This is a genomic window from Curtobacterium sp. BNK-1 (assembly GCF_048685235.1).
Classification (GTDB): domain Bacteria; phylum Pseudomonadota; class Gammaproteobacteria; order Enterobacterales; family Enterobacteriaceae; genus Pantoea; species Pantoea agglomerans.
The window spans coordinates 1,805,942-1,821,446 of sequence record NZ_JBLQTJ010000001.1; the positions used below are offsets into that span (position 1 = coordinate 1,805,942).

The 15,505-nt window shown below is 56.3% G+C and carries 17 protein-coding genes; 7 read left to right on the top strand and 10 right to left on the bottom strand.

Annotated elements, in window-relative coordinates:
- The first annotated feature begins 113 nt into the window (after positions 1 to 113).
- Entirely contained in the window at positions 114 to 1,298 is a 1,185-nt protein-coding gene (locus tag ACMGGP_RS08595; RefSeq protein WP_010244774.1) for a sugar transporter, read from the top strand.
- Between the two features lie 61 nt (positions 1,299 to 1,359).
- Here ACMGGP_RS08595 and bhsA (ACMGGP_RS08600) read toward each other — a convergent pair whose 3' ends face one another.
- Entirely contained in the window at positions 1,360 to 1,617 is a 258-nt protein-coding gene (gene bhsA, locus ACMGGP_RS08600; protein WP_010670183.1) for a multiple stress resistance protein BhsA, read from the bottom strand.
- A gap of 39 nt (positions 1,618 to 1,656) precedes the next feature.
- Positions 1,657 to 1,914, bottom strand: a complete 258-nt coding sequence (gene bhsA, locus ACMGGP_RS08605) for a multiple stress resistance protein BhsA (protein WP_010244768.1) — start codon at positions 1,912 to 1,914, stop codon at positions 1,657 to 1,659.
- 307 nt (positions 1,915 to 2,221) lie between these two features.
- Here bhsA (ACMGGP_RS08605) and ACMGGP_RS08610 point away from each other — a divergent pair, with 307 nt between their 5' ends.
- Complete coding sequence (locus ACMGGP_RS08610) at positions 2,222 to 2,872, top strand: TetR/AcrR family transcriptional regulator (protein WP_010244765.1); 651 nt, start codon at positions 2,222 to 2,224, stop codon at positions 2,870 to 2,872.
- A 47-nt stretch (positions 2,873 to 2,919) separates the two neighbouring features.
- Here the strand turns inward: ACMGGP_RS08610 and rhaM are convergent, their stop codons facing one another.
- Genes rhaM through rhaB form a run of 4 tightly spaced genes read right to left on the bottom strand, consistent with a single transcriptional unit; the run spans position 2,920 to position 6,798 of the window.
- Positions 2,920 to 3,234, bottom strand: a complete 315-nt coding sequence (gene rhaM / locus ACMGGP_RS08615; protein WP_010244762.1) for an L-rhamnose mutarotase — start codon at positions 3,232 to 3,234, stop codon at positions 2,920 to 2,922.
- Positions 3,224 to 4,066 (bottom strand): rhamnulose-1-phosphate aldolase, encoded by an 843-nt coding sequence (gene rhaD, locus ACMGGP_RS08620; RefSeq protein WP_191913889.1) that lies wholly within the window; start codon positions 4,064 to 4,066, stop codon positions 3,224 to 3,226. The genes rhaM and rhaD overlap by 11 nt, the downstream gene beginning before the upstream one ends.
- Positions 4,067 to 4,076: 10 nt before the next feature.
- The gene (locus tag ACMGGP_RS08625) at positions 4,077 to 5,333 is read right to left on the bottom strand and encodes an L-rhamnose isomerase (protein WP_498798362.1); all 1,257 of its coding nucleotides are present in this window, start codon (positions 5,331 to 5,333) and stop codon (positions 4,077 to 4,079) included.
- Positions 5,326 to 6,798, bottom strand: a complete 1,473-nt coding sequence (gene rhaB, locus ACMGGP_RS08630) for a rhamnulokinase (RefSeq protein ID WP_061703934.1) — start codon at positions 6,796 to 6,798, stop codon at positions 5,326 to 5,328. Before rhaB ends, ACMGGP_RS08625 begins: the two co-directional genes overlap by 8 nt.
- A gap of 243 nt (positions 6,799 to 7,041) precedes the next feature.
- On the opposite strand from rhaB, the gene rhaS reads away from it, so the two are divergent.
- Complete coding sequence (rhaS, locus tag ACMGGP_RS08635; protein WP_498798363.1) at positions 7,042 to 7,911, top strand: HTH-type transcriptional activator RhaS; 870 nt, start codon at positions 7,042 to 7,044, stop codon at positions 7,909 to 7,911.
- 11 nt (positions 7,912 to 7,922) lie between these two features.
- Entirely contained in the window at positions 7,923 to 8,786 is an 864-nt protein-coding gene (rhaR, locus tag ACMGGP_RS08640; RefSeq protein ID WP_010244749.1) for an HTH-type transcriptional activator RhaR, read from the top strand.
- A gap of 173 nt (positions 8,787 to 8,959) precedes the next feature.
- Here rhaR and rhaT read toward each other — a convergent pair whose 3' ends face one another.
- On the bottom strand, positions 8,960 to 9,994 hold the full coding sequence (gene rhaT / locus ACMGGP_RS08645) for an L-rhamnose/proton symporter RhaT (protein WP_031592394.1): 1,035 nt from the start codon (positions 9,992 to 9,994) through the stop codon (positions 8,960 to 8,962).
- Positions 9,995 to 10,353: 359 nt separating this feature from the next.
- Here rhaT and ACMGGP_RS08650 point away from each other — a divergent pair, with 359 nt between their 5' ends.
- A complete protein-coding gene (locus ACMGGP_RS08650) occupies positions 10,354 to 10,677 on the top strand; it encodes a hypothetical protein (protein WP_010244743.1) in 324 nt (107 codons plus the stop codon).
- A gap of 43 nt (positions 10,678 to 10,720) precedes the next feature.
- Entirely contained in the window at positions 10,721 to 10,819 is a 99-nt protein-coding gene (locus ACMGGP_RS08655; RefSeq protein ID WP_008925225.1) for a YoaK family small membrane protein, read from the top strand.
- 3 nt (positions 10,820 to 10,822) lie between these two features.
- Here the strand turns inward: ACMGGP_RS08655 and ACMGGP_RS08660 are convergent, their stop codons facing one another.
- On the bottom strand, positions 10,823 to 11,089 hold the full coding sequence (locus ACMGGP_RS08660; protein ID WP_010244737.1) for a DksA/TraR family C4-type zinc finger protein: 267 nt from the start codon (positions 11,087 to 11,089) through the stop codon (positions 10,823 to 10,825).
- 196 nt (positions 11,090 to 11,285) lie between these two features.
- Here ACMGGP_RS08660 and aldA point away from each other — a divergent pair, with 196 nt between their 5' ends.
- Positions 11,286 to 12,722 carry an aldehyde dehydrogenase gene (aldA, locus tag ACMGGP_RS08665; RefSeq protein WP_346554664.1) on the top strand — a complete coding sequence of 479 codons (1,437 nt, stop codon included), beginning with the start codon at positions 11,286 to 11,288 and terminating at the stop codon, positions 12,720 to 12,722.
- A 75-nt stretch (positions 12,723 to 12,797) separates the two neighbouring features.
- Here aldA and ACMGGP_RS08670 read toward each other — a convergent pair whose 3' ends face one another.
- Complete coding sequence (locus tag ACMGGP_RS08670; RefSeq protein WP_010244731.1) at positions 12,798 to 14,066, bottom strand: MFS transporter; 1,269 nt, start codon at positions 14,064 to 14,066, stop codon at positions 12,798 to 12,800.
- Positions 14,063 to 15,484, bottom strand: coding sequence for a M20 family metallopeptidase (locus tag ACMGGP_RS08675; RefSeq protein WP_498798364.1), 1,422 nt, complete (start codon positions 15,482 to 15,484; stop codon positions 14,063 to 14,065). Before ACMGGP_RS08675 ends, ACMGGP_RS08670 begins: the two co-directional genes overlap by 4 nt.
- Positions 15,485 to 15,505: the final 21 nt, after the last annotated feature.

Here is a 15,505-nt window from a genome sequence, read left to right on the forward strand (position 1 = left end):
AGGTTTCTCTTCCCGCTTTATTCACTACAATGGTCAGTAATTTGTGACGCAGGTCACTTTCGCTGGATGTTTCTGCCGCATCCGATTCGCTGTACTGACTGACTTGACTCCTCATGCAACCAACTACTGTTTCACGTAAAACTGCCTGGCTACGCGTGGTATTGCTGGCCATCGCCGCCTTTGTATTTAATACCACCGAATTTGTGCCGGTTGGCCTGTTATCCGACATCGCTGCTGACTTTTCAATGCAGACGGCTGACGTCGGGATCATGCTGACCATCTATGCCTGGGTGGTCGCACTGCTCTCACTGCCGCTGATGCTGCTGACCCGCAATATTGAGCGACGACTGCTGCTGGGTGTGTTGTTCCTGATCTTTATCGTCAGCCACGTTCTTTCTACCGTTGCCTGGGATTTCCGGTCGCTGATGGTGTCACGCGTGGGTATCGCCCTGTCTCACGCGGTGTTCTGGTCGATCACCGCCTCGCTGGCGATTCGCGTCGCTCCGGCCGGTAAGAAAACTCAGGCGCTAAGTATGCTGGCAACCGGTACCGCGCTGGCGATGGTGCTGGGCGTGCCGATTGGCCGCGTGGTGGGTCAGTATCTTGGCTGGCGTACGACCTTCGGCGCGATTGGCCTTTCGGCACTGGTGCTGATGATTATGCTGGTGCGCATCCTGCCGCGTCTGCCGAGTGAACATACCGGCTCGCTGAGCAGTGTGCCGATGCTGTTTCGCCGTCCGGCGCTGGTCAGCATGTATCTGCTGGTGACGCTGGTCGTTACCGCGCATTACACCGCTTACAGCTATATCGAGCCCTTTATGCAAACCGTGGCCCATTCCAGTGGCAACTTCACTACCCTGCTACTGCTGCTGTTTGGCTCTGCGGGCATTGTGGGTAGCGTACTGTTCAGCACACTCGGTAATAAGTTTCCCTCCGGACTGCTGATTGCGGCCATCGCGCTGATCACCCTGTGCATGGGCCTGCTGATTTTTGCTGCCGTTCGCCCTGCGGCTATCTCAACGCTGTGCGTTGTCTGGGGAATGGCGATGATGATGATCGGACTGGGTATGCAGGTGCGAGTGCTGTCGCTGGCACCGGATGCCACGGATGTGGCGATGTCGCTGATGTCCGGTATCTACAATATCGGTATCGGCGCGGGTGCGCTGCTGGGTAATCAGGTCAGCCTGCATCTGAGCATGGCGGAAGTTGGCAATGTCGGCGGGATGATTGGCCTGGTGGCGTTACTCTGGTGTGTTTATATCTTCCGTCGTTATCCACAGTTACGCAGTAACGGATAATAAAAAAGGCTTCAGATAAGCGGGTTATCTGAAGCCTGTTCAGGGTTATTTACCGATCACTTTATCTATAAAGAACGGCTGTGCCATGCAGGTTGTTGCTGCCAGAGGTCGAAGTGATGCGGAAAGACTTTGCCCCTGCATCGCTGGCCTTTTCTGACAGTTGCTGCTCCAGCGAGAGCAGATTAGTACTGCCCGTTGCGCTGATGACACCGATTTTTTGCTGATCCAGCGGTGTGCTGCTGACCTGCTGGGCCGCTACGCTGGCAAATGACAGACCGCTTAGCACAGCCGCCACGACCATCATATTGATACTTTTCATAACGAACCCCTTCTCACTTATTCTGTTGAAAAACCAAAATTACTGATAAATCACAGCCGTGCCGTGCAGTTTGTTCTGGCCGCTGGTTGAGGTGATGCGGAACGATTTCGCACCCGCTTCATCCGCTTTAGCACTCAGCTGCGCTTCAACAGAAGACAGATTGGTGCCGCCCAGTACAGAGATGGTGCCAACTGGCTGCTGATTAACAGGTTCGCTGGTCACCAGGTCAGCGGCAGATGCGCCAAAAGTCAGAGTAGTCAGAGCCAGTGCTGCCAGGGTGATTTTGATGTTTTTCATAATAATCTCTCTATTCAATATTGAAATTCGGTTGGTCTGAATGGGTTGTCACTATTTAATTAATGACCGTTAAACAAATGATAGACCCCGATACGGTTTGTCGTCAACATTTATTTAATGAGCGTTATTTTATTCGCGGAGTGGCGTGATTATGGGCTTCAGCCTCTTTTCTGACTTAACCTAAGGGGCTGTAATAATGCGCTGGCGCACAAAATGGCAACCCCTGCCGGCGACATCCACGCCAGGCCTTGCACATTTTTATAATGATCGGTAATTTAATAGGGTGTTTTACTGTCAGTGAGGGTGTATGAGTCAGGTTCAGGATTGCGATGTAAAGAAATGCCGCGGCCGACCAAAAGTGTTCGATCGCGAAGCAGCGCTCGATAAAGCTCTGACCCTGTTCTGGACGCACGGTTACGAGGGAACTTCTCTGGCCGATCTGGTGGCCGCAACCGGCGCGAAAGCGCCAACCCTCTACGCCGAGTTTGTTAATAAAGAGGGACTGTTTCGCGCGGCGATGGAGCGCTACGTGGAGAAGTTCAGTGCATGGCGTGAAGCGGCATTGGGCGATGACCAGTTACCGGTGGATCGGGCTATTGAAGCCTATTTCCGCGCCACCGCGGCCTGTTTTACCGAACGCGACTCTCCCGGCGGCTGTTTCTTTATCTGCACCTCAACCGCCCTGTCGGCGGCTTCAGCAGAGATTGCCACCATGCTGCAACAGCAGCATCAGTCGCAGGAGCATGTGTTAAAAGATTTTCTGCTGGCGCGTCAGCAGCGTGGCGAACTGAGTGCGTCAGTAAACATTCCCGCGCTGTCACGTTATCTGAGTTGTATGCTGCAGGGCATGTCGGTGCGGGCGCGTGAAGGCGTTGAGCGTGACGATCTGGAGAGCATTATTGATACGCTGATGGCGATGTGGCCGACACTCACCGGCCTGTGTCAGGCTAAGCGTTAAAAATATCAGGGCGGCGATGCCGCCCTTTTCATCTTTTATTCCCGATTTTATTCCAGAAAGAAAACCGGTTTTAACGGCTCACTGATCGGGCTGTTATCTTCATTTGACGGCATCAGATCTTTCATTGATGCCCACCAGCGCTGACAGACCTCCGTTTCCGCCACCGCGTTCCAGCGCTCCTCAGATTCAATCTCAACGCTGGCGAACAGCAGATGCCGCTCAGCGTCCAGCCAGATGGCATAGTTATGCGCGCCGTGCGCTTTCAGGGTTTCGGCCAGTTCAGGCCAGATCGGTGAGTGGCGACGCTCATACTCTGCATGGCAATAAGGATTCACCTGCATCACAAAGGCTTTACGCAGCATTAGCAGGCCCTGCATCCAGCGCCGGTTGCCACGGCTTCACACCAAATCGCTCACCCAATGCAACCAGCTGTTCTGTGGTGATACTCTGACGCATACCGCCCATCGACAGCACTTTGACGATCACTTCTGACGATTTCTCCGCCGTATCAATCAGACCAAAAGTCTCATCGAGCGTCGGGCCCGTGCCAAAGACACCGTGGAATGGCCACATCACCAGGGTATGTGACTGCATCTGCCCGGCTGTCGCGGTGCCGATTTCATCGGTGCCGGGTACCATCCAGGGTAAAACACCCACACCGTCCGGGAACACCACCAGACATTCGGTACTCCCTTCCCACAGCAGGCGGGTAAAGCGGGCGGAATCCATCTCAACCACATAGCTTAAGGCCATAAAGTTGGTAGCGTGACAGTGCATGATTACCCGGTCTGCACCATTACTGACCGCTTTACGCACCGCGTGAGACTGAAAGTGTGACGCCAGCTCAGAGGTGGGCAAACCGCCATTCGACAGGCCCCAGTGAATTTTATAAGAGAGCCCTTTGTCATCGACCTGCAGCAGTGCCAGACAATCCGCCGGATCAAGCTGGACATTACGCATGAATTTTCCTGACCCGGTCACCAGAAACCAGTCGTTCGCCAGCGCCGGCGCAGGTTGTGTCAGCTCAATACAGCGCGGTTGCAGGCAGAAATCAGCGGCAAAAGGTTTAACCTCCTCTTCCCGCAGACGCAGGCTGACGTTGCCGCCGTTACGTTCGTCCCAGCCCTTCAGCCACATATCGCTGGTTGCTTTGACCATTCCCTTAACAAACCCGGAAGAAAGAATGCTTTGCATAGTGAAATCCTTAACGTTGGCTCAAAATCTGTTGTTCATAATGACGGACGTCGCCTAACCAGCTGGCATCAGCCGGGACGTCATGGCGCAGGCACCAGGCTTCCCATACCGCCTGCCATGGCAATGATTTTTGCTCTTCCAGCAGCGTCAGCCGCGCGGTGTAATCGCCCTCGCTCTCGGCCTGGCGCAGACGATCGGTTGGCTCCAGCAGGGCACGCAGCAGCGCTTTTTTGGTGTTACGGGTGCCGATAACCCAGGCGGCAATCCGGTTGATAGAGGCGTCGAAGAAATCGAGTCCGATATGCACTTTGTCGAACAGCTGATGGCGGACGATCTCACTGGCGATCGCCTGAGTTTCATCATCCAGCAGCACCACATGGTCGCTGTCCCAGCGCACCGGGCGGCTGACGTGCAGCAGCAGACGCGGCACATAGAGCATCGCGGCGGAAATTTTGTCGGAGATCACTTCGGTGGGATGGAAATGTCCCGCATCCAGGCATAGTGCTGTCTGGCGACTGGCGGCGTAACCGAGATAAAACTCATTGGAGCCCACGGTGTAGCTCTCTGCGCCAATGCCAAACAGCTTGCTCTCAACCGCGTCGATATGGTGCTGCGGGTTCAGTTTTTCTGAGATGACCTCATCCAGTGCGCTCATCAGACGCTGACGCGGGGCCAGGCGATCCACGGTAATATCTTTCATGCCGTCCGGCACCCAGATATTCATCACTGACGGCGTGCCAAGCTGCTCACCAAACGAAGCGGAGATGCGGCGACTCGCTTTGCAGTGATCGATCCAGAACTGACGCACGGTTTTATCACTGTGCGACAGCGTAAAACCGTCGGCACTCATCGGATGCGAGAAGCAGCTGGGGTTAAAATCCAGCCCTAAGTTGTGCCCTTTCGCCCAGGCGACCCAGTTGGCGAAATGGGCAGGTTCAATGGCATCCCGATCGACTGGCTTGTCACTTTCCAGATAGATAGCGTGCAGGTTCAGACGTTTTGCGCCTGGGATCAGAGACATCGCCTTGTCGATATCGCTGCGTAATTCACTGGCATTGCGTGCCCGCCCCGGATAGTTGCCGGTCGCCTGGATGCCGCCAGTCAATGCGCCCTGTGGGTTCTCAAAGCCCCGGACATCGTCCCCCTGCCAGCAGTGCATCGAGACAGGAATGCCGTCCAGCTGGCGAATGGCCTGTTCAACATCAACTCCATTGTCAGCGTAGCGTTGTTTAGCCAGTTCAAAAGCCTGTTCAATCTGCTTAGTCATAAGCGGGTTCCTTAGCGGGTTGACTCAGCGTCGCGAAGCGTGCCTGACTGGCACTGAAGACGCTGTGAGTTTGCGGTTCGAATTTTTCCAGTGGGAAGTTGTTGATGACGCTGCAGCGGAAATCAGCCACATCGATCAGTTCGCCAAGTGCAATCAGCTGGCAACCAACGTTACCCAGCGTGGAGGCTTCAACCGGACCTGCCAGCACCGGAATCTGGCAGGCATCGGCACAGAGCTGGTTAAGAAAACGGTTCTGACTGCCGCCCCCTACCACGTGAAGCTGGCTGAAAGGTTTGCCTCGCAGCTCTGCCAGCTCCTGGATCACCTCGCGATAGAGCAGTGCCAGGCTGTCAAATATGCAGCGGGCCAGCGCGGCGGCAGATTGTGGCACCGGCATTCCCTGCTCTGCGCAGGCGTTCTGAATCTCGTTAACCATACTGTCGGGATTGATGAAGCGCGCATCATTGGGACTAATCAGTGAAACACAGGCGGGCTGGCGGGCCGTCTGATCAATCAGTGCGCTGAGATCGTCAATCTGCAGTTCGCCGCAGATGCGCTGCAACAGCCATAAGCCCATGATATTTTTCAGTACGCGGTAGCCTTCTGCGCCGCCCTCATTGGTGATATTGGCGCGTAACGCACCATCGCAGGCATAAGGCTGCAAACTTTCAAAGCCCATCAGCGACCAGGTTCCGGAACTGAGATAGGCGGCATCGTCCTGCATCAGCGGCGTTGCCAGAACCGCGCTGGCGGTGTCGTGGGTGGCGACGGCAATCACCGGGACCGGGACACCTGCGCTATTGACCCAGTGGCCGACGGTGTTGCCCGGTGCCTGCGGCTGGCCGAACCATTCAGGAGCAACGCCCGCCCAGGCGAGCAGCTCACGATCCCATTCGCCGCTGTGAATATTGAGCATTTGCGTGGTGGTGGCGTTGGTGTATTCCCAGTTGAGATTGCCGGTCAGGCGATAATGCAGGTAGTCCGGCATCATCAGCGCATGCGCCACGCGGGCCTGCCAGTCGGGCTGCTGCTGATGCAGGGCACGCATCTGATAGAGCGTATTGAATGGCAGAAACTGAATGCCGGTTCGGGCGTAGATGGCACTGCGGCTCAGTTCGTGCTGCGCCTGCTCCATCAGGCCGTGGGTGCGCGCATCGCGGTAGCTGACCGCCTCACCCACCGGCTCGCCCTCTGCATCCAGCAGCACCATATCAACGCCCCAGGTGTCGATACCGATACTGTCTGGCACAATCTTCTCTTCATCTAACTGAGCCAGCCCGGCGCGTATCTCCTGCTCAAGCATCGTCAGATCCCAGCAGTCATAACCGGCACGACGCTGGCGCTTATTTTTAAAGCGCCGGACCTCACGAAGCGCGAGCTGGCGCTGCGCAGCATCCCAGCTTGCGAGCATGACCCGCCCGCTGGATGCCCCGAGATCAATAGCAACAATGTTTCTCCTGGTCATGGCGACTTTTCCCTGTGATTGAGTGGTCACAGAGTAAAAACCTGGCCGGTTAAAGACCTTCCCCGGAGTGCCAGCGGCTGATAAGCCCTGGCAGACTTGCAAAGAACTTCGTGAGAGAGATCACAGAGACGAAAGGCAGGAGGATGTGACCCCTGCCGCAAATCTGTTAACTGCTGAGGATTTCTTGAAAAATCAGCATGATTCCTGCTGAGTCAGGCTGAAAATTCAAGGTAAGGTTAGAGCGTGCTGATTAGACTGCGTTACGGTTTTGTTAAGCAGCGAGAGATGACCATGACCATATTGCACAGTGCGGATTTTTTCCCCGAAGGCGATTACGCCATTGCGATTGAACCCCGCGTACCCCAGGCCGCCTTCCCGGAACATCATCATGATTTCCATGAAATTGTGCTGGTTGAGCAAGGCTCTGGCATTCATGTGTTTAATGGTCAGCCACAAACGCTGTGCGCCGGTTGCGTCTGCTTTGTGCGCGATCACGATCGTCATCTTTATGAGCAGACCGACAATCTTTGCCTGACCAACGTGCTTTATCGCAGCCCCGGCGCGTTTCGCTTTCTCTCCGGGTTACAGGCTTTACTGCCCTGCGATCAGGACGGGCAATATGCTTCCCACTGGCGCATCAATCAAAAGGTGATGACGCAGGCGCTGAGTGTGGCGGCGCAGATGCAGCCGGATGATACCTGGTCGATGGAAAAACAGGCGCGTCAGGAACAGCTCTTTTTACAGTTGCTGGTGCTGTTGCGTGAGGCGTGCATTGACGGACAGAGTCAGGATCAGGAGGCGCGGCTGCATCGTCTGCTCGACTGGCTGGGTGAGCATTACAGTGATGAGATAATCTGGGATGAACTGGCTGACCGCTTCTCCCTGTCGCTGCGTACCCTGCATCGGCAAATGAAGCAGCAAACCGGTAGCACGCCGCAGCGCTACCTGAACCGTGTGCGGCTGTTGCAGGCCCGTCATCTGCTGCGTCACAGTGATATGCGAATTACCGATATCGCCTTCCAGTGTGGATTTGGGGACAGCAACCATTTCTCAACCCTGTTCAGGCGCGAATTTGGCTGCGCACCGCGAGCGGAGCGCCAGCAGATGATGTAAAGGAGCCAATCATGGCATTGATACTCAGTCGGGATGACTATTTTCCCGCCACTACTCTACCGGTGGCGGTCGCCGAAAGGATGCCACAACCCTCTTTCCCGCCGCATCGACACGAGTTCAGTGAAATCGTGATTGTCTGGCGCGGCAATGGCCTGCACGTCCTCAACGATCGGCCCTGGCTGATTACCTGTGGCGACGTTTTTTATATCCGCGACAGTGACTGCCACAGCTACGACAGCGTTAACGATCTGGTGCTGGATAACATCCTCTACTGTCGGGATCGCTTTGGTCTTGCCCTTGACTGGAATCAGCTGCTGCCGCAACAGGGACCGGATGCGCCAGGCGGCTGGCGGCTGACCACGCGAGGGATGGCGCTGGCCCGGGGAGTGATCAGCCAGCTGGAGCGTGAAAGCCGCAAAAGCGACCCCCTTTCAGTTCAGCTCTCGGAGGCGCTGTTTTTACAGCTGGCGCTGATTCTGCGCCGCCACGGCTACGCGGCCGACCGCCCCTGGGCGTTGCCGGAGGGCGAACAGCTCGATCTGCTGATGTCAGCGTTACAGGGTGCGATTGCCCGCCCCTTTGATCTCGCGGAGTTTTGTCAGCAGAACCAGCTCAGCGAACGGGCGCTGAGGCAGCTTTTCCGTCAGCAGACCGGGATGACCATCGGTCATTACCTGCGTCAGCTGCAGCTCTGTCAGGCAAAATATCTGCTGCGCACCCAGGATTGTCTGATTAGTGAGGTTGCCGCCCGCTGCGGCTTTGATGACAGTAACTATTTTTCGGTGGTTTTCACCCGTGACACCGGTTTACCTCCCAGCGCCTGGCGACAGCAATTTATCGCGCCACGCCAGGCACTGAAAAGTGCCGAGTCTTAATAAAACGGGCCTGCATAGCAGGCCCGTTGAGGTAACAGAGAAAAGCTGTTCCACATTGCCGGGAAACAGTGCCTGCGAATTAAACTAATGTGTTGTTGTAAGTAAAACCCCGACGGAGTGAGCCATCAGTCTGGCAGGCCCCGCCTGCATAAAGACAGAGTCACTATTCGCGATCAGGCCGCCATGCCAAGTCCCACAATATTGGCGGCAATGATAATCACCACACAGCCGATTGATAACACGCTGACCGGGCGGCGTCCCGCAGACTTCCACTCCTTCATCAGCAGCCCCACCAGACCACCACACAGGACGTATAGACTCATGTGCAGCATCCAGCTGACATAGTCATACTGCGCCGGGATTCTGGCATGGCCCCAGGCATAGAAGAAGAACTGCAGATACCACATGGTGCCGCCGAGCACCGCAAACGCGGTATTAGCAATCAGCAGCGACTTCCCGACCGAGAAGTCTTTACGCACCGACAGCTCTGGCCGGGTGGCCAGCCGCCAGAAACAGAAGGCCAGATTAACCAGAGCGCCGCCGCCCATAATGATTACGTAGCTGGGCAGAGCTACATACAGCGGATCGATGCCCAGATTAGCGGCGGCCTGATGCATGGGTTTAGCCGCATCCATGGCAAAGGACATACCCGCCGAGAAGATGCCGCACATCACCGCCAGCACCAGTCCTTTTCTGAGATTAAACTCTTCTGCGTTAATCCCCAGCGCCCGCTCCTTTAACAGCCCGGCACGCGACACAATCCCGACGCCAATCAGTGCCACCAGTACGCCCAGCAAGGTTAACCGGCCACCCGCCGACGCGAAGAGCTCACCAAAGCGCCCCTGCAGAAGCGGTGTCATCAGCGTGCCGACCACCAGGGTAATGCCAATCGCGATACCGATTCCCATCGACATGCCGAGATAACGCATGGTCAGGCCGTAGTTGATATTGCCTATGCCCCACATCGCGCCAAACAGAAATACCGGCGTCAGTTGCGAAAGCGAGAAGCTGCTGTAATAGGTCATAAAATCTGGCAGTAAAATGGCACTTACCGCCCACGGTAGGATCAGCCACGACATCAGGCCACCGATCGACCACATGGTTTCCCATGACCATCTTTTCACCTGTTTAAAAGGCGCGTAGAAACACGCGGCGCTGGCAGCTCCGACAAAATGCCAGAAGATACCCGCAATAATGGCACTGTTCATTGTTATTCCCCGGTTAGGTTGAGGCCTGTCGGAAACCTGTCTGCTTCCGCTCAGCAGGCAGTCTACGTTCAGCAGGAATTCCTCAGCCTTTGGATAAATGCCGGAAGCCACAGTGAAGTGGCAATATTTACCCGTTGTGCCCATCAGGGATCACAATTTCACCGTTGTCAGAAAACCGGACGATTAGTTAAGTAAGTAACTTATTATTCAATGTTTTTTTCATTTTTGCTGTGTGGCGCAGCACAATTATGATCTGACTGCCATTCACAAGGGAAGGTTGGCAAATGTGCAAAGAAGCCTTTCATTAACGCGGGCAAGGTCGTATAAACTGGGGAAAATTGATCGGATCAGGGAATGGGATGACGACAAAGTGGTTAACGCTGTTTCTTTCGCAGTCAGTCAGCCAGGTCATGCTGGATGATCTGCGCGCGATATTACCTGCAGATGCGATAAAGGTGTTTGTGAATGGCCTGGATGAAACCCACTATGCCACCCTTGAGTGTGTGCAGGCGGATCAGCATTGCGCCCTGATCGCCTCAGCGATAGTGGTCTGGCGTCAGCTCGGACATGTTCACCATATTCTCTATAAAAAAGGTGAGGTGTTGCGGGAGGAAAATGATGCAACGCAGTTCCAGCTGTTCACTCTGCTGAAAACCCACCGCGCCGTATTGCAGATCTCATGATAAGATCGCAGCCCCTGAAATCGCTGTTTGCAGCAGGTAAATTATGAGAATTGGAATTCTGTTTCCGATCGCCATCATTGTGGCGGGCGTGGGCTTTCTGGCGTGGTTTATTGGCAGTGGCCTGGCGATGCCAGGCTCCTGAAGGTCAGCGCAACTGACTGTCTTTACTGCCCCGACGGTTATATAAACTGCTGGTCTGCTGCTGCTTGTCGATTTTTTCCTGACACGCCACACAATAGTGCACGCCTTTAAGCGCCTGACGACGCGCTTCGGGAATCGGCTCGCCGCAGAGCTCACATTCGGTGGCGCTTTCGCCCTGTCCGATCGACTGTCTTACCCGCTCAATGCCGTCATTGACGGTGCTATCGATCTGTTCCTGTACTGCGCCTTCTGACGCCCACCCATTTGCCATGATTTAACCCCTTTATTACCACTTCACTCCTTTAAATCTACAACATATTGACGTTTTTGCCGCAGAACTCACCGATATCTGTGATTGGCTGCCAGCCGCTCCCGGCAGCTGGCAATCAGCTAAAGGTAGCCCTGAGCAATCTGTTTCACCCTGCTATCACATTACTGCAACGTATCGATAGCGGAGAGCTAAGCGAATGACAACACATCATCAACATTTCATTAATGGCGAATTTGTAGCCCATCAGGGTGACCGTTGGATTGAAGTGATCAATCCGTCCACGGAGGCGTTGCTGTCCCGTATTCCCCAGGGCAGTCGTCAGGATGCCAGCCTTGCCATCAGCGCCGCAGAAGTGGCTCAGCCTGGATGGGAAGCGCTGCCTGCAGTAGAGCGCGGCGTCTGGCTGCACAAAATTGCCACCGCCATCCGCCAGCGTGAGCCTGAACTGACGGCAACCATTGTGGCTGAGGGTGGAAAAATCCAGGGGCTGGCGAAGACCGAAGTGATGTTCACCGCCGACTACCTCGACTACATGGCGGAGTGGGCGCGTCGCTATGAAGGTGAGATCATCAACAGTGACCGCCCCAACGAAAATATCTTCCTGTTCAAAAAAGCGATCGGCGTCACTACCGGAATACTGCCGTGGAATTTCCCCTTCTTCCTCATTGCCCGCAAAGCGGCACCGGCCCTGATCACCGGAAACACCATCGTGATCAAACCCAGTGAGCTGACACCGAATAATGCGGCACTTTTTGCCGACATCATACAAAAGCTGGGCCTGCCTGCTGGCGTCATTAACTTTGTTTATGGTCTGGGACCGGAAGTGGGACAGGAGCTGGCAGCAAATCCTAAGGTCGGTCTGGTGAGTCTGACCGGAAGCGTCGGTGCGGGCATTGCCACCATGGAAGCCGCGGCTAAAAATGTCACCAAAGTGTCGCTGGAACTGGGTGGCAAAGCCCCTGCCATCGTGATGGATGATGCCGACCTCGAGCTGGCTGTGCGGGCGGTCGTCAGCTCGCGGATCATTAACAGCGGACAGGTCTGCAATTGCGTAGAGCGGCTCTATGTGCAGGAAGGCATTTACGATCGTTTTATCAGCGCACTGACCGCCGCGTTTCAGCAGGTGACATTTGGCGACCCGGCCGAACGCAGCGATATCGATATGGGTCCGCTGATTAATGCCGCAGCACGGGATCGGGTGGAGCAGAAGGTGGCAGAGGCCGTCGCCGCAGGGGCGAAAGTGGTTCTGGGCGGCAAGCGCGCCGGAGACAGAGGCTTCTTTTTCCAACCCACCTTGCTGACTGAGGTGCGCCAGGAGATGGCGATTATGCAGGAGGAGATTTTTGGCCCGGTTCTGCCGGTGATGAGTTTTAAAACGCTTGACGAGGCGATTACGCTGGCCAACGACTGCGAGTATGGGCTGACCTCCTCGATTTATACGCAGAATCTGAATACCACCATGACCGCGCTGCGAAAGCTGAAGTTCGGCGAAACCTATGTTAACCGTGAAAACTTCGAAGCGATGCAGGGATTTCATGCCGGGTGGCGTAAATCGGGTGTCGGCGGTGCCGATGGAAAACATGGTCTGGAGGAGTATCTGCAGACCCATGTTGCCTATTTACAGTTCAGTTAATCACTGGCTCGATCTTACCTCCTCCCGTACCTGACGTTGTCAGTACCAGAGTGGGCCAGTAATTGGCCCACTCTTTTATGCCACCCGCTTACTGCAGCGCAGCAGCGCGATGCCACTCAGCACCGCCACAGCCATCAGGTAGTATCCAGGCGCCAGACTGCTGCCGGTGGCGGCAATCAGCATGCTGCAAATCAGCGGTGCAAACCCGCCAAATACCGTCACGGCCACGTTGTAGCTGATCGCCATGCCGCTGGCGCGCGTGGTCGCCGGGAAGAGATCGGCCATCACCGACGGCACCGTGGAGAAATAGACCGACTTGAGTAGCGCCATCCACGCCACCAGCAGGATCAGCGTGGTGGGCGTAGTGTGATCGACCATCCATTTGAAGGCGGGATAGATCGTGACCATCAACAGCAGCAGCGATCCCCACATCAGCGGCAATCGGCCTATCCGCTCCGCCCACAATCCCATTATGGGCGTCACCACCGTCAGGATAATCCCTGCGACCAGCGTGGCGGTGAAGGCCACCGATCCCGGCAGATGCAGCGTTTTGGTGGCGTAGGTCGGAATGTAATTGAGCATGTAGTTGACCGCGGTCGAGATCACCATCACCCCAATCGCCAGGGTGATCAGCGCTTTCTGCCGCCCGAACAGCGTTTTCAGCGGTGCGGCTTCCTTCTCCTGCGTCGCAAAGCTGGCGGGCTCCTGCACGTGACGGCGAATGTAGATCCCCAGCGGTCCAATCAGTAAGCCGAAAGCAAACGGGATGCGCCAGCCCCACGCCTGAATCTCGCTTTCGCTCAGCCAGTGTGTCAGCCCCAGGCCGAACGCCGATGCCATCAGAGTACTGGCACCCTGTGTGGCGAACTGCCAGCTGGCGATAAAGGCTTTTCGCTCGGGAAAGTGCTCTACCAGGAAAGCGGTGGAACTGCCAAACTCGCCCCCGGCAGAGAAGCCCTGAATCAGGCGCGCCAGGATAATCAGCAGCGGCGCCGCCAGACCAATAGTGGCGTAACCCGGCATAAAGGTAATGATCGCCCCGCCCAGCATCATCAGATTGATTGAGAGCAGCAGCGCTTTTTTACGGCCATGACGGTCGGCATAGTTGCCCAGCACGATGGCACCCAGCGGACGGATCAGGAATGAGATGCCGAAGCTGCCGAAGGTCAGCAGTAGCGACACCGACGGATCGCTGACCGGAAAGAAGACGTGCGCGATGTAGCTGGCGAAGAAGCCATACACCGCGATGTCGAACCACTCCAGCGCGTTACCAATGCAGGTAGCGAACAGCGTTTTGTGCAGGCTCGGTTTCACCTGCGGAGTACTCTGTGCGATGCTGCTCATTGTTCACCTCTCCGCCACTGATGGTGGCGCGACATCAGTTGTTCGCCCTCTTCACCCAGTTGCCAGAAAAGGCGGGTCATGATCGCCAGCCCTTCACGTGCAACAGAGGTGAGCATGTGTTCGTTAACGCCGTGCTGGCCGCAGGCCGGATAGGAATGGGGCACCCACAGCGTCGGGAGGCCGAGGATATCGGCAAATACCTCATTGGGCAGTGAACCGCCGAGATTGGGCAACAGCGCCGGTTTTTTACCGCTGCTGCGGGCCAGCGTGTCCAGCGCCCAGGCCACCAGCGGATCCTGCGGATCGAGTCGCGTTGCAGGTGAACCGCGCATAAACTCTACGCTGACGTTATCGAAGCCGTGCTGATGCAGGTGACTTTCGACATGCCGGACCAGATTTTCCCAGTCGGTGCCGACCACAAATCGCAGCTGACACACCGCCGTGGCGCTGCCGGGAATGGCGTTCATCGGGCGCGCCGGGTTACCGGTTTCAAACGCCAGCACCTCCAGCGTGTTCCAGCCATAAAGACGCTCCGCAGGCGTCAGGCCCGGTTCTCCCCAGCCGTCGGCCAGCGCCGGATCGCCCGGCATGCCGCCCACCTCGATATCACTGAGGATGGCGCGCACCGCATCGGTAAGGGAGTCCGGTTTCAGTGCGGCGACCTGCAAAACACCCTGTGCATTCACCAGGCAGGCGAGCGCATTGGCCAACTGGGTGCCGGGATTGCTCAGCAATCCGCCCCAGTTGCCGGAGTGATAGGCGTTGTCGCGCGCCCTGATAGTCAGACGAAAGTTCGCCGCGCCACGCGAACCCAGGAACAGTGTCGGCCGCACCGCGTTCAGTCGCGGGCCATCAGAGGCGATAAAGAGGTCGGCCTGTAACAGCGCCCGCTGCTGCTGGCAAATCTCCGCCAGCCCTGGCGAGCTGATCTCTTCACCCATTTCAAACAGGATTTTGCAGTTGAAGCCCAGTGCGCCACCGCGTGCCTGCCACACCTGCTCCAGCGCCGCGAGATTGATGCAGTGCTGGCCTTTATTGTCCGCACTGCCGCGTCCGTACAGGCGGTCATCTTCAGCCGTGAGTCGCCACGGTGATAAACCGTCGCGCCAGTTCTCATCGTCGCCGAACACCACATCGCCGTGGCCATAGCAGAGCAGCGTCGGTCTGGAGGGATCTTCAATGAGCGTGGCAATCAGAAACGGCGGGCTGCCGGGCTGCGGATTCTCAAACGGGTGCAGCGTAAAGCCCATCGCCGCCAGCTGCGGGCCAATCTCCTGCTGCAGATAGCTCTCCAGCTCCACCTGCCTGCTGGCGTGCTGGCTTTCGGTCACGCAGGAAATTCGTCGTGCCAGCAGCTGCTGAAACTCGCCACTGTCGAAATAGTGCATCGCCTGGTTAACGGTCTGTTGCTCTGTCATGTTTGCCCTGTCTGTTCTTTT

Coding starts and splice junctions, on each gene's coding strand:
- ACMGGP_RS08675 (WP_498798364.1), bottom strand. CDS start 15,484: ATGACAGAGCAACAGACCGTTAACCAGGCGATGCACTATTTCGACAGT.
- rhaR (WP_010244749.1), top strand. CDS start 7,923: ATGGCATTGATACTCAGTCGGGATGACTATTTTCCCGCCACTACTCTA.
- ACMGGP_RS08650 (WP_010244743.1), top strand. CDS start 10,354: ATGACGACAAAGTGGTTAACGCTGTTTCTTTCGCAGTCAGTCAGCCAG.
- ACMGGP_RS08625 (WP_498798362.1), bottom strand. CDS start 5,333: ATGACTAAGCAGATTGAACAGGCTTTTGAACTGGCTAAACAACGCTAC.
- ACMGGP_RS08655 (WP_008925225.1), top strand. CDS start 10,721: ATGAGAATTGGAATTCTGTTTCCGATCGCCATCATTGTGGCGGGCGTG.
- ACMGGP_RS08670 (WP_010244731.1), bottom strand. CDS start 14,066: ATGAGCAGCATCGCACAGAGTACTCCGCAGGTGAAACCGAGCCTGCAC.
- aldA (WP_346554664.1), top strand. CDS start 11,286: ATGACAACACATCATCAACATTTCATTAATGGCGAATTTGTAGCCCAT.
- ACMGGP_RS08595 (WP_010244774.1), top strand. CDS start 114: ATGCAACCAACTACTGTTTCACGTAAAACTGCCTGGCTACGCGTGGTA.
- rhaD (WP_191913889.1), bottom strand. CDS start 4,066: ATGCAAAGCATTCTTTCTTCCGGGTTTGTTAAGGGAATGGTCAAAGCA.
- ACMGGP_RS08610 (WP_010244765.1), top strand. CDS start 2,222: ATGAGTCAGGTTCAGGATTGCGATGTAAAGAAATGCCGCGGCCGACCA.
- rhaB (WP_061703934.1), bottom strand. CDS start 6,798: ATGACCAGGAGAAACATTGTTGCTATTGATCTCGGGGCATCCAGCGGG.
- bhsA (WP_010670183.1), bottom strand. CDS start 1,617: ATGAAAAGTATCAATATGATGGTCGTGGCGGCTGTGCTAAGCGGTCTG.
- rhaM (WP_010244762.1), bottom strand. CDS start 3,234: ATGCTGCGTAAAGCCTTTGTGATGCAGGTGAATCCTTATTGCCATGCA.
- rhaT (WP_031592394.1), bottom strand. CDS start 9,994: ATGAACAGTGCCATTATTGCGGGTATCTTCTGGCATTTTGTCGGAGCT.
- ACMGGP_RS08660 (WP_010244737.1), bottom strand. CDS start 11,089: ATGGCAAATGGGTGGGCGTCAGAAGGCGCAGTACAGGAACAGATCGAT.
- bhsA (WP_010244768.1), bottom strand. CDS start 1,914: ATGAAAAACATCAAAATCACCCTGGCAGCACTGGCTCTGACTACTCTG.